At 61.4% G+C, this 13,709-nt stretch carries 8 protein-coding genes; 5 read left to right on the plus strand and 3 right to left on the minus strand.

Going from position 1 to position 13,709, the window contains the following annotated elements; genetic code table 11:
* Positions 1–87: 87 nt before the first annotated feature.
* Complete coding sequence (locus tag CJF39_RS02695) at positions 88–4,980, plus strand: alpha-2-macroglobulin family protein (protein WP_094992047.1); 4,893 nt, start codon at positions 88–90, stop codon at positions 4,978–4,980.
* A gap of 75 nt (positions 4,981–5,055) precedes the next feature.
* On the opposite strand, the gene CJF39_RS02700 is transcribed toward CJF39_RS02695, so the two are convergent.
* On the minus strand, positions 5,056–5,349 hold the full coding sequence (locus tag CJF39_RS02700; RefSeq protein ID WP_094992048.1) for a hypothetical protein: 294 nt from the start codon (positions 5,347–5,349) through the stop codon (positions 5,056–5,058).
* A 92-nt stretch (positions 5,350–5,441) separates the two neighbouring features.
* Between CJF39_RS02700 and pbpC the strand changes: the two genes are divergently transcribed.
* From pbpC to CJF39_RS02715, 3 genes are all read left to right on the plus strand, one after another.
* Positions 5,442–7,778 carry a peptidoglycan glycosyltransferase PbpC gene (gene pbpC / locus CJF39_RS02705; protein ID WP_094992049.1) on the plus strand — a complete coding sequence of 779 codons (2,337 nt, stop codon included), beginning with the start codon at positions 5,442–5,444 and terminating at the stop codon, positions 7,776–7,778.
* A 311-nt stretch (positions 7,779–8,089) separates the two neighbouring features.
* Entirely contained in the window at positions 8,090–9,793 is a 1,704-nt protein-coding gene (locus tag CJF39_RS02710) for a collagen-like triple helix repeat-containing protein (protein WP_094992050.1), read from the plus strand.
* A 183-nt stretch (positions 9,794–9,976) separates the two neighbouring features.
* Positions 9,977–11,659: a ShlB/FhaC/HecB family hemolysin secretion/activation protein gene (locus CJF39_RS02715; RefSeq protein ID WP_094992051.1), complete on the plus strand. Its 1,683-nt coding sequence runs from the start codon at positions 9,977–9,979 to the stop codon at positions 11,657–11,659.
* Positions 11,660–11,714: 55 nt separating this feature from the next.
* Here the strand turns inward: CJF39_RS02715 and CJF39_RS02720 are convergent, their stop codons facing one another.
* On the minus strand, positions 11,715–12,125 hold the full coding sequence (locus CJF39_RS02720; protein WP_094992052.1) for a response regulator: 411 nt from the start codon (positions 12,123–12,125) through the stop codon (positions 11,715–11,717).
* 52 nt (positions 12,126–12,177) lie between these two features.
* Positions 12,178–12,405, minus strand: coding sequence for a Flp family type IVb pilin (locus tag CJF39_RS02725; RefSeq protein WP_094992053.1), 228 nt, complete (start codon positions 12,403–12,405; stop codon positions 12,178–12,180).
* A gap of 342 nt (positions 12,406–12,747) precedes the next feature.
* Here CJF39_RS02725 and cpaB point away from each other — a divergent pair, with 342 nt between their 5' ends.
* Positions 12,748–13,683, plus strand: a complete 936-nt coding sequence (gene cpaB, locus CJF39_RS02730; RefSeq protein ID WP_094992054.1) for a Flp pilus assembly protein CpaB — start codon at positions 12,748–12,750, stop codon at positions 13,681–13,683.
* Positions 13,684–13,709 lie beyond the last annotated feature (26 nt).

Below are 13,709 nucleotides of genomic sequence, written 5' to 3' on the forward strand. Positions count from 1 at the left end.
GCTGACGCGGCCTATACCCAGCGGGGTGAGGGGCCGGGGTATTTGTTATATAGTCGTGCCCTTCATTGCCTAGCCAACGAGTACACCATGCTTAACAAAGGACTGTTCCTGGCCTGCGCACTGGCGCTGCTCAGCGCTTGTGATGCTTCCTCTACCGCCAGCCCTCCTGCGCCGTCGGCGGCGGTCGGCACGCAAGCGGCCAAGCCAGTGCAGGATGTCAAAGCCCTCGCGCAACGCTACGCAGGGCGCGAGTTGAGTGTGGTGGATGTCTCCGAAGTGCAAGTGGACGGTGCCAGCACCCTGTCCGTGAGTTTTTCGGTGCCACTGGACCCGGATCAGTCCTTTGCCGAAAAACTGCATCTGGTGGATGCCAAATCCGGCAAGGTCGATGGTGCCTGGGAGCTTTCCGACAACCTGATGGAACTGCGCCTGCGTCACCTTGAGCCGCAACGCAAACTGATCCTCACCGTCGACCCCGGCCTGCGCGCGGTCAACGATGCCAAACTGGCCGCCGAGTATGTCAGCCGTCTTGAAACCCGTGACCTGCAACCCACGGTCGGTTTTGCCAGTCGCGGCACGTTGCTGCCGACACGGTTGGCTGAAGGCTTGCCTGTCATCGCGCTCAATGTCGATAAAGTCGATGTGGAGTTTTTCCGCGTCAAACCCCAGTCGTTGCCTGCATTCCTTAGCCAGTGGGGCCGCAACAGCAGCCTGCAAAGCTACGAAGCCAAAGACCTGCTGGGCATGGCCGATCTGGTGTACGGCGCCCGGTTTGACCTGAATCCGGCACGCAACACGCGTGAAACCGTGATCCTGCCAACCTCCGGTATCAAGCCTTTGCAGCAGCCGGGTGTGTACCTGGCGGTGATGAAAGCCTCCGGCACTTACAACTATTCAGCCCCGGCCACCTTGTTCACCCTCAGTGACATTGGCCTTTCCGTACACCGTTATCAGAAACGCCTGGATGTGTTCACCCAGGCACTCGAAGGCGGCAGTACGCTGGGCGACGTAGAGCTGGAACTGCTCGACGGCAAGGGCAAAATGCTGGCGCAGGGCAAGACCGACAAGGACGGTCATGCCGAGCTGGCCCTGCCGCCCAAGGCTGAGGTGCTATTGGCGCGTCAGGGCGATCAAACCAGTCTGTTGCGTTTGAATACGGCGGCGCTCGACCTGGCCGAGTTCGACATCGGCGGGCCGAAGGCGCATCCGTTGCAATTCTTCGTGTTTGGCCCACGCGACCTGTACCGCCCCGGCGAGACCGTGCTGCTCAATGCCTTGCTGCGCGACCGTGATGGCAATCCGGTCAAGCCGCAGCCGGTCAGCGTAGAAGTCCGTCGTCCGGACGAGCAGGTCAGCCGCAAGTTTGTATGGGAGCCCGACGCGTCCGGCTTCTATCAATACCCGCTGCAACTGGCAGCCGAAGCCCCCACCGGTCGCTGGCAACTGGTGTTCGACCTGGGTGACGGCAAGCCGCAGCTCTATGAATTTTTGGTGGAAGACTTCTTGCCCGAACGCCTGGCGCTGGAGCTCAAGGGCAGTGATACACCGCTGCGTCCCGATCAAACCGCCGACATTCACGTGAACGGCCGCTACTTGTATGGCGCGCCGGCTGCCGGGAACCGCTTGAGCGGGCAGGTGTATGTGCGTCCATTGCGTGAAGCGGTTACAGCATTGCCAGGGTATCAGTTCGGTTCGGTGACCGAAGAAGAACTGACTCAGGATTTTGAGCTGGATGAAAGCGTGCTCAACGCCCAGGGCGAAGAAACCCTGCGTCTGGAGAGCAAATGGAGCGACGCCAAATCGCCGCTGCAACTGATTGTGCAAGCCAGCCTGCAAGAGTCCGGCGGGCGCCCGATTACCCGTCGCCTGGTGCAACCGGTGTGGCCTGCCGAGCGTCTGCCGGGGCTGCGCGGTCTGTTCGATGGCACTGAAACGGATGGCGACGGCCCTGCTGAATTCGAGGTGCTGATTGCCGATTACGCGGGCAACAAACTGGCGGCTGACAACGTCACCGTCCGGTTGGTGCGCGAGCGTCGGGACTACTACTGGAACTACTCGGACAACGACGGCTGGAGCTATCACTACAACGAGAAGTTTCTGAACCTGGGCGAAGAAACCGTGAACCTCAAGGCAGGTGGCACGGCCAAGGTCAGCTTTCCGGTGGAGTGGGGTCCGTATCGGGTTGAAGTGCAAGACCCGAAAACCGGTTTGATCAGCAGCCTGCGTTTCTGGGCGGGTTATCAGGCGCAGGACAATGCCGAAGGCGGCGCTGTACGTCCCGATCAGGTCAAGCTGGCGTTGGATAAAGCCGCCTATCTCGATGGCGAAACCGCGCACGTGACGGTGACACCTCCGGCCGCCGGTAAAGGCTATCTGCTGCTCGAAGGCAGCGACGGTCCGCTGTGGTGGGAAGAAATCGACGTTCCGGCCGAGGGCAAAACGTTCGAGATCAAACTCGACCCGAGCTGGGCACGCCACGACCTGTACGTCAGCGCACTGGTGATTCGTCCCGGCGAGCGCAAAGCCAACGTGACGCCCAAGCGTGCTGTGGGTGTGCTGCATCTGCCCTTGGACCGCACGCAGCGCAAACTGGCGCTGACCCTCGATGCTCCGCAAACCATGCGCCCCAAGCAGCCATTAACGGTCAAGGTTCAGGCTAAAAACGCTGACGGCAGCGTCCCCAAGCACGCCCATGTGCTGCTGGCAGCAGTGGATGTCGGGGTGTTGAACATCACGGATTACCCGACGCCAGACCCTTACGCGAGCCTGTTCGGGCGCAAGGCCTATGGCGCTGACCAATTGGACATTTATGGGCAACTGATTGAAGCCGGGCAAGGCCGCCTGGCCAGCCTGGCCTTTGGCGGTGATGCAGGGCTGGCCAAGGGCGGCAAGCGCCCGGCCACCAGTGTCACCATCGTTGCCCTGCAAAGTGCGCCCGTGACCCTCAACGAACAGGGCGAAGGTGAAGTCAGCCTCGACATCCCCGACTTCAATGGCGAGTTGCGCGTGATGGCCCAAGCCTGGACCGACGACCGCTACGGCATGGCGCAAGCCAAAACCGTGGTCGCCGCGCCGCTGGTGGCCGAACTGGCCGCACCGCGTTTCATGGCGGGGGGTGACGAGACCCGGCTGGCGCTGGACGTGTCCAACCTGACGGCCACGCCACAAACCCTTGAGGTGCAGTTGAATGCCGAAGGCCAACTGAGCCTGTCAGGTCTGAGCAGCCAAAAACTCACCCTCAGCCCCGGTCAGCGCAGCACCTTGCAGGTGCCGGTCAAAGCGCTGGGCGGCTATGGCACCGGCAAGGTGAGCGTGACCGTCAATGGTCTCAACCTGCCCGGCGAGACGCTGCCCCCTTTCACCCGCGAATGGACGCTGGGTGTGCGCCCGGCTTACCCGGCGTTGCTCAAGCACTACCGCGCCGTGCTCAACGATCAGCCATGGACGTTGCCAGAAGCCGGGCTGCAGGCCTTCGAACCGGCCGGGCGTGAAGCCTTGCTCAGCTTGTCGAGCCGTCCGCCGTTGAACCTTGGCGAGCAGATCCGTGCGCTCAAGGCGTACCCGTATGGCTGTTCCGAGCAGACCACCAGCGGTCTGTACCCGGCGTTGTATGCCGATGCCGCCTTGCTCAAGCGTCTGGGACTGGAAGGCGAGCCGGATGCCGACCGTAAACGCAAAATTGAACTGGGCATCGAGCGCCTGCTGGGCATGCAGCGGTACAACGGCAGCTTCGGCCTGTGGGGCGCAGACGGTCAGGAAGAGTACTGGCTGACCGCATACATCACCGACTTCTTGCTGCGCGCGCGCGATCAAGGCTATGCCGTGCCCCCTGAAGCGCTGAAGAAGGCGAGTGAGCGACTGCTGCGCTACACCCAGGAACGCAACCTGATCGAGGCGGATTACAGCGAAAACCTCGATCACACCCGTTTTGCCGTGCAAGCGTACGCCGCGCTGGTGCTGGCCCGCAGCCAGCAGGCGCCGTTGGGTGCTTTGCGCAGCCTGTTCGAACGTCGCAGCGATGCGCGCTCCGGCTTGCCGTTGGTGCAGTTGTCGATTGCCTTGCAGAAGATGGGTGACCAGCCGCGTGCCGATCAAGCGCTGGTCGCCGGTCTGGCCGTGACGCGCAAACCCAATCAATGGCTGGGCGACTACGGCAGTCCGCTGCGCGATCAGGCACTGATTCTGGCACTGCTCGAAGAGAACAACGTGATGAGCGGCCAGCGCGAAGCGCGGGTGTTCGCGCTGGCCGACCAACTGGCCGCGAGCCAATGGCTGTCGACTCAGGAGCGCAATTCGCTGTTCCTCGCCGGTCGGGATTTGCTGAGCCAGCCAGAGCAACCGTGGGCCGTGCAACTGGCCAGTGGCAGCGAAACCCGTGAGCTGAACAACGCTCAGCCGGGTCTCAAGCTGGAAGGGCCATTGCTGGCTTCGCCCCTGAGCCTGCGCAATGAAGGCAGCGTGCCGGTGTACCAACAGCTGACGATTTCAGGGTATCCACAGCAAGCGCCGCCTGCGGGAGGCGAAAACATGAGCATTCGCCGTGATTACCTGGGCATGAACGGCGAACCGCTGAACCTGAACAACTTGCAGAGCGGCGATCTGGTGCTGGTGCACTTGGCCGTAACGGCCAAGCAACGGGTGCCGGATGCCCTGGTGGTTGACCTGTTGCCAGCGGGGCTGGAGCTGGAAAACCAGAACCTGGGCCAAAGCGCGGCCAGCCTTGAGAACGCCAGTAGCCAGGTCAAACAATGGCGCGAATCCATGCAGAACGCGGGTGTGCAACATCAGGAATACCGCGATGACCGTTATGTGGCAGCGTTGAATCTGGACGGCTACGGCACTACGCACTTGCTGTATCTGGCGCGGGCTGTGACACCCGGTACCTACCGCGTGCCGCCGCCGCAAGTGGAGTCGATGTACCGCCCGAACTGGCAAGCCGTGGGCGAGACGCCCGGTGACATGGTGATCAAGGGCCGGTAAGGCCGGTCGCCGCTGACACGCGGCACGAGGCTGGAGCAGGGGGCATCGACGGCATCCCTGCAGCCTCGTGGCGTGTCAGCTAATGACCCAGCTCAACACCCACAACCCCAGCAACAGCCAGATTACGCCGCCGATGATGGAAGCCCGCATGAAGGCGCGCACCGCGTTGTACAAAAACAGCAGGCCGATCACCAGCACCGCAATGCTGACGATCGAGGTATCCATGCCGAGCGCACGGGCCATGCCATCAATGAAATTACTGCCGGCCTGGGTGATTGCATTGAACAGACCGCTCAGGCTTTCAACGATCCAGCGAACCAGCGTGCCCAACCAAAGGCCCAGATTTCCTACAAAACTTTCGACGTGCATGGGGATGTTCCGATTAAGAAGACGGCCACTGTGCCAGAGATACCCCTTGGGCAACCAGTCAGGGCGCAAAGTTGCGTAACGGGCGGATGTTAATGGGATCGCGGCTTAAAAAATGCCTGCGCGGGTTGTTCGTCGCTATTGTGCTGCTGTGTGCCGCACTGTGGCTGGCCGACAGGATCTGGCCGCTGCCCTTGCCCCAGGATGATCTGGCACGCGTGGTGCTGGCCGAAGATGGCACGCCGCTGTGGCGTTTTGCCGATGCCAACGGCGTGTGGCGTTACCCGGTGACTACCGACGAGGTGTCGCCCTATTACCTCGACGCTTTGCTGACCTACGAAGACCGCTGGTTTTTCCATCACCCCGGTGTTAATCCGCTGGCGCTGGCGCGTGCGGCCTGGCAAAACCTCAGTGGCGGACGCGTGTTGTCGGGCGGCAGTACGTTGTCGATGCAGGTGGCGCGCTTGCTTGACCCGCATGCACGTACGCTGCCCGGCAAGCTGCGCCAGCTGTGGCGCACGGCTCAGCTGGAATGGCATTTGTCCAAGGAGCAAATCCTCAACCTGTACCTTAACCGCGCACCGTTCGGGGGCACTTTGCAAGGGGTGGCGGCTGCCAGTTGGGCGTACTTGGGCAAGTCTGCGCAACACCTCACGCCTTCGGAGGCCGCGCTGCTGGCCGTGTTGCCGCAAGCCCCCAGCCGTTTGCGCCCGGACCGCCACCCGGCGCGCGCGCAGGTGGCGCGCGACAAAGTGTTGCGGCGGCTGGCCGAGTACGATGTGTGGCCGCACACCGTGGTGGACGATGCTTTGCAAGAGCCGCTGCTGTTGGCGCCGCGCCTGGAACCGAGCCTCGCCCCTTTGCTGGCGCGGCGTTTGAATCGCCCCCACAGCCCGCCGTTGATACGTACCACGCTGGACGCCAACCTGCAGCGTCGTCTGGAAGACCTGTTGTTGGGCTGGCGGGCGCGCTTGCCCGATCACACCTCGGCGGCCATCGTGGTGGTAGAAACCGACAACATGGCGGTACGTGCCTATTTGGGGTCGGTGGACATCAACGACGCACGGCGCTTTGGTCATGTTGACATGATCAGCGCCATGCGCTCGCCGGGCTCAACGCTCAAGCCATTTTTGTACGGGATGGCGATGGACGCCGGGTTGATTCATTCCGAGTCGCTGCTCCAAGACGTGCCCCGGCGCTACGGCGACTACCGGCCGGGGAATTTCTCCATGGGCTTCAGTGGTCCGGTCTCAGCCAGCGCCGCGCTGGCCATGTCCCTCAACTTGCCTGCGGTGCAGTTACTTGAAGCTTATGGACCGAAACGGTTCGCGGCAGATATGCGCAACGGCGGCGTGCCGTTGACGCTGCCCGCGCTGGCAGAACCCAATCTGGCGTTGATTCTGGGTGGCGCGGGCAGCCGCCTGGAAGATTTGGTCAGCGGCTACAGCGCGTTGGCCCGCGACGGCAAAAGTGCCAATTTACGCTTGCAGCCTGACGATGAGCTGCATGAGCGACGCCTGCTGTCGCCGGGTTCGGCGTGGGTCATCCGGCGCATTCTGAGTGGTCAGGCACGCCCTGACCGTGACCCGCGCGCCGAACTCGTCCAACGCCCCTCGCTGGCGTGGAAGACCGGTACCAGCTATGGCTTTCGCGATGCACTGGCCATTGGCGTAGGCCCGCGTTACCTGATTGGCGTGTGGATCGGGCGCCCGGACGGCACGCCGGTGCCGGGTCAGTTCGGGCTGGCCTCGGCAGCACCGCTGATGCTGCAAGTGCACGATGTACTGAGTAACCGCGACAGCCAACGTGGCATCGTTGCACCGGTGCAGGCAGTGCCGGCCAATGTAGGTGTGGCTGCAATTTGTTGGCCGTTGGGCCAGCCGTTGAGCAAAGGCGATCCCAATTGCCGCCGCCAGCGTTTTGCCTGGACGCTGGACCACACCACGCCGCCGACTTTGCTGGCGGCCGATCAGCCGTTGGGCGTGGGGCTGCGCGAAAAAATGTGGGTCAACCCGCAAGGGGAGCGCGTCGGGCCGCAATGCCCCGGCGCGCACCCCCGAGAAGTAGCCCTGTGGCCCGCGCCGCTGGAGCCTTGGTTACCGCGGGCGGAACGACGTGACGCTCGCTTGCCGCCAGCCTCCGTCGAGTGCCCGCCACCGGCGCTGCATTCGGTCACGCCGTTGTCGATTGTCGGCGTGCGCGAAGGCGACCGGTTGCGCAGGCCTGCGGCGAGTGTGCAAGCGCTGCGGCTCACCTTGACAGCGTTGGGCGGCGACGGGCGTCGTTGGTGGTTTCTCAATGGTGTGCCATTAGGGGACAGCGCCCATCAGGAGGCACTCACCACCGCCCTTGAACAACTCGGGCGCTACGAGCTGAGCGTACTGGACGAAGGCGGTCAAACCGCACGCGTCGAATTCAGCGTGGTGGAGTAATGGCGAGTCGCTGCCCGTCAGCGACTGCGTAGTGCAAAAAAAACGCTGCTAATTGTGTTTATCACGTTGGTGATAGGGCCGCAGTGTGTCTATGCGGCGTGTTGATAAATAACGATTTTTGAATCACTCACCCTGACAAAAGTATTAACCCAAAAGGGCAAGGAAACGCCTGTTATAGAAGGGGTTAATACCAAGTTGTGAATTGTTCAAAGCGTCCCTCGGGGTTGTTATGTCTGCCACGGATAAACGTATTTCTGACGACAGATCAGGAAACGTTTGAACTCAGGCAAGCAGGTGCAAGGGACTCAATCATGAATACTCAACTGTGGTTAAAAACAAGTACTGCCCTACTGTTGGTAATGACTGTCAGCCTCAGTGGCTGCCACAGCGGTGGTGGCGGGTCTAAAAGTCATGTAGCGGCCAGCACACCTGATAGCAGCACGGGTGGCGGCGATGGCGGCACTGATGGTGGAACCGGTGGCGGTACAGATGGAGGCACAGGCGGCGGCACGGGTGGCGGTACAGGTGGTGGAACCGGTGGCGGCACAGGCGGCGGCACGGGTGGTGGAACCGGTGGCGGCACAGGCGGCGGCACAGGTGGTGGAACCGGTGGCGGCACAGGCGGCGGCACGGGTGGTGGAACCGGTGGCGGCACAGGCGGTGGCACAGGTGGTGGAACCGGAGGTGGCACAGGCGCAGGCACGACCCCATTGGTGACCGGTCAAGTCGTCGGTCAGGTGGGGGCAGCACTCGGCGGCGTGGGCACGACCGTCAGTGATATTGGCACTTCTCTGGCCGCTGTTCCGGTGGTCGGTGTGGCAGGCGGGCTGGTGACCAATACCGGGAACGCGGTGACCTCTGTCACCAATGGCGTCACCAATGGCCTTGGCTCGTTGGGCACCAATAAAGACTCGCTGGGCATCACTGTGGCAGGCGCAACCAATGCCGTAAGCAATGTCGGCAAGGGCGTGACCTCCCTCGGCACAGGTGTCAGTACGTTGATCGACAACACACCGATCAGCCAGATCCCTGTGGTCGGCGGGGTGGTCAATAAAGTCACGGATGCAACGGGAGGTTTGGTCGGCAATGTCGGCACAACGGTCACCATGATCGGCAACACCCTCACCGGTGCAGCCACCACGGGCCCGTTGAGCAAAGTGACCGGCGGGCTGAATGACAAAGTGGTGGTGCCAGTGATTTCACTGGTGGAGAACACCACGGGCAAAGTGGGAACAGCGACCGGAATCGGTGCGCCTGTAGATGGCCTGCTGAATAAGGTAGGGGGCGTCGTCGGCGGTCTGGGCGACAACGTGGCGGGGACAGGGAATGGCAATCCGGTGACCGGCTTGGTAGGTGGCGTGCTCAACGGTGTCGCCGGTGCCACTGACAAAGCGGGCGGTTATGTAAATCCGGCGCCTGCTGCGGGTGGGGGAACAGGCAGCGGAACCGGGGGTATCGGCGGTTTGCCGGGTGTCGGGGGGGCGGGCCTGCTGGAGACTGTGGGCGGTGTGGTCAACGGGGTCAGCACCGGCCTGGCTGGTGGTAGCACCAGTGGTGTGGTGGATGCGGCAGGCGCCAACGGCAATGCCATCGGTAATACCGTGGCGTCTGTTGGCGGCGCGCTGGGCGGCACCGGGGTTGCGAATAATGCAGCGGGCGCCCCGCTGGCAGCGGTCACCACCACGGTGGGCGCAGCGCTTAATCCGGTCACCAGCGCTGTGACGACGGTGACGCAAAACGTTGGCGCCGCCACAGGTGTGGGTGCTCCGGTCAGTGGCTTGCTCAATCAGGTCGGCGGCGCGGTCAGCAGTGTTGGCGTCAAAGTGGATGCGGGCAGCAACAACCAAGTCGTGAGCGCAGTCGGTCAAACGGTCAATACCGTGGGCGCAACGGTGGGTGCGGTCGGGGGGCTGTTGAACGGCGGCACCACCGCTGAAGGCGGTGCGGCAACCGGTGGTTTGGGCGGTTTGGGTGGGGTACTCGGAGGCCTGGGCAATCTGGGCAAGAAAAACTAACGAATTGCACCTGGCCGGTTCGACGGCCTCACCTACAGCGCCTACGCTTGGTTGAGACGAGAGGTTCTGATGAGCCTCTCGTCTTTTTTTTGAGCCAAGGATCTAGGGCTTGCACCGGGTAGCGTCGCCCTGAGATGACGCGCCCACCTGGTTATGTCGCTGTTGTTGACCATGGAGTGTCATATGCGTACTTACGTTCCCCTCGTACTTTTTGTGCTGACCCCGTGCGTCACGGCCGAGCCCTTGCCGCGCTACCTGAACAGCAACGAAATGATGCAGACCCTGCCCACCCCTAACCTGCCGGTAGATGCTTACCGCCCGCAAAAGCCTGCGTTGCAATTGCCCAAGCCGGGCGCGGTCGAGCCGCCACCGTTGGTGATGGGCACCAAACTGACCATCCGCAAATTGCAGATTGAAGGTGGCACTGTGTACCCGCTCAAGGAGTTGGGCGCCGCCTATCAATCGTTACTGGGCCATGAGATCACCCTGGCCCAATTGATCGATGCCACGCGCACCATTACCCAGCGCTACCAAGCGGATGGCTATTTGCTGTCGTACGCGTTTTTGCCGCCGCAAAATTTTGATCAAGGGTTAGTGCGCGTGGTGCTGGTCGAGGGGTATATCCGCGATTACACCGTGCAGGGTGATGTGGGGCGTGTGAAGGGCTTTATTGATGAACTGGTGGACAAGCTCAAGGGCGAGCGTCCGCTGACCCGCAAAACCTTCGACCGTTACGCAACGCTGATGGGCCGTCTTCCCGGTGTGACGCTGCAAGCTCAAGTGCCACCCCCCGGCACCACAGATGGTGCCTCGACCCTGACCATTAACGCCAGCCGCAAACCCTTCACCACCAGCATGAGCCTCACCGAAGGTAGCCGTGACAGTACGCAGGCACTGTTCGGGGTCAGCAGCAATTCACAAACGTCGATGGCCGAGCAGTTGAGCATCAGTGGGCTGTTCCCGCCGGGCAACGACAAAGAGCATTACTACCGCATCGACTACAGCCAGTATCTGAACGCCGAAGGCACTCAGTTAAGCCTGTACGGAGCGCGCTATCGCAGCGACCCGGGCAGCAGCATTGCCACCAGCGACGGCTTCGAACTCAAGCCGCATCGCGAAAACGACCGCTTCTCGGTAGGCGTCAGTCACCCGCTGATTGCAGCGCCCAATCAATGGCTGAGTGTCGGTGCCCGGTTGTATGGCGTGAATGACCGTACCGATTACGACGTGGTCGGTTACCCGGTCAGCCTCAGCGAAAAAACGGATGTGCGCGCCTTGGCGTTCGAGGGCGACTGGCGCAAGTCTGATAAACAGCAGCTGCGCATCGTCAGCGCCGGTGTCTATCAGGGCATGAAAGGTTTGGGCGCCAAGAGTGAAACCAACCTGACCGGCAATCAGTACGACCTGGATTTTTTTCGGCTGCGTTTATCCGGCGTGCAGAGCGACAGCTTTTTCGAGAATTGGCAGGGTGTGATGTCCGGCGCCCTGTACTGGAGTGCAGACAGCTTGCCCGACAGCGAACGGGCAGTGTTTGGCGGGCAAAACTTTGGCCGCGGTTACCCCGACGATCAAGCGTCCGGCGACAAGGGGTGGGGGGTCGCCTACGAGGTCAATTACAGCTTCAACCGCGAGGGTGCGTGGGTGAAACTGCTTCAGCCTTACGTGGTGCTGGACAAGGCCAAAACCTGGTTTAACGATTTGCCGTTTAAGGGCTCGGACATGTCCTCGGCGGCAGTCGGGCTGCGTTTTGGCGACAAGCGTTATTACAACATTGCCCTTGAAGCGGCCAAGCCGATGTCCGACATGGCGCTGGACAGCTTCAACCGCCGCCCGCGCTACACCTTGAGTTTCAGTTATCAGCTATAGCGAGCCAGGCCCGCGAGGGCAACCTCGCGGGCTTTTCGGCGCGCAAATCGGGGCTTCAGCTGTCGATGGACTTGGGGTTCGGCTTAGGGAAGAGGCTGTCCAGCGTATCGAGCAGACGCATGTGATAGATGGGTTTGCGGAGCAGGTCCAATACCTGCAAACGCAACAGGTCGCTGACATCATCCATGTCGGCATGTCCGGATACGACGATCACCGGCAGGTGTTGACGCGAGGTGTGTTCACGCAAGCGCCTGATGAGGGCAATACCACTCTCTTCTGGCATGCGCAGGTCGGTAATCACCAGGGCAATGTCCGGGTGGTTGGTCAGCTGTTGCAAAGCGATCTTGACCGAGGTGGCGAGGTGGCAACAAAAGCCTTCGCCCTCCAGCAACTCGGCCAGTTCAGAAAGTCCATCCTCTTCGTCATCCACTAGGAGAAGCTGTTGGCGTGTCGAAGAGGAGGTCATGTTGCATTCCTGAAAAAGGGTAGGGTGCAGAGTGTAGGCCTGATGCACAGACCTATGTCACTGGCGTTCCGCCCAATCCTCTGACCAAGTCGTTGAATGTGGACTTGACCACACCCGACAGCGGCGTGACAAACAATGCAAGCACCACGGCAACCATCGCGGCAATCAGGGCGTATTCAATACCTGAAGCGCCATCCCGGCGTTTGATCAGTTGCCGGGTCTGGTACACGCAAAACGCCTGAGTCGGCACATACACTTTCAGAACAGTATCTAGAAGCATCTGACTTCTCCTTAGTGCGCCGCAACGGGCACTGTGTAACGTGGGTGCTACATACTTCCGATGTGCCATCAGAGCATTGTCAACAAAGCCGGACCTCACAACTGTAATAAAGGATTAATCACAAAGTACTAATCCAAACGGACGATGAGGTGCGGATCCAAAAAACGTAAACAAATCAAAGTCCTTAAATCTCCTGTCAGAAATAATCCGGTCAGTAATGGCGTTTTGTCCTACCTGCGCTACCTTCAAATAGCGAAATGGTTGCAACCGTCCGACCGTTCATAGCTACCTGATTGCGCATGATTTTTTGTCTGCCGTACGCAGTGGGGAAGGGAGAACCATATGAACAATCGCCGCAGTCTGGTGCTAGCAGCGGTGCTGTTTTTAGGGGCCATTGCCGCCGGTTTTTGGGGGCTGATGCTGACCCGTCATCAGCCTGTGCCACCTGCCCCTGTGGCGCAGGTGGTGGAGCAAGGTGTGGCCAATGTTGAGGACCAGACCAAACATGCCGTGGTGGTGTTAACCCGCGATGTAGCCCCGCATGTGGCCCTGACTGCCGATGATTTGACGCTGGAAAAATTGCGCACGGCGCCTGTCGGCAGCCTTACCTCTATCGATCAGGCGGTGGGTCGCACCCCGTGGCGCGGGCTGAATGCTGGCACGTGGCTCAATGAGCAAAGCTTTGAAATCGGCGGGCCGTTGGCGCGCATGATTCGCCCTGACGAACGCGCACTGGCGGTGGCGATTGATGAAGTGGCCGGCGCTGCCGGGCAGTTCGGTCCCGGCGATTACGTCGACATTTTGCTGTTTCTGCGTCAGGACACCGCCAACCCTGAACCTTCGACCCAAGTGGTGTTGCCCGCAGTGCGGGTCCTGAGCATCGGCGATGAATTAGGCCTGAGCAGCGATGGCCAGCCACTCAGTCAGGCGCTGACCGCCGAGCAGGCGCAGCAACAAGCTCAGCGGCGCGTGGCGGCCCGCACCGTGGTCCTGGCGATCCCGGAGCCACTGGTCAATCAACTGATGCTCGCCGCACAAGCTGGCACTTTGCGCCTGGCGGTGCACAGCGCACAAGAACAACGCTTGAGCAAATACTGGTCAGGTGAGCAGGACGCTGCGGCCAATCTGGAGACCGCCAGGCGCAGCCTGTATCAGTTCAATCAACTGGCGATGGCCAGCCCGCTCAAGGCGCCACTCAATGCCCCGACCGGTGTGCCGCGACCCCGTGGCATCGAAATCATCCGCGGCAATCAAGCAGCCCAGCCGTCAACCCAATAAGAAATGCCCGATCTGCAAGGAAGCCC

The sequence above is a fragment of the Pseudomonas lundensis genome, from assembly GCF_002269125.1.
GTDB classification, from domain to species: Bacteria; Pseudomonadota; Gammaproteobacteria; order Pseudomonadales; family Pseudomonadaceae; genus Aquipseudomonas; species Aquipseudomonas lundensis_A.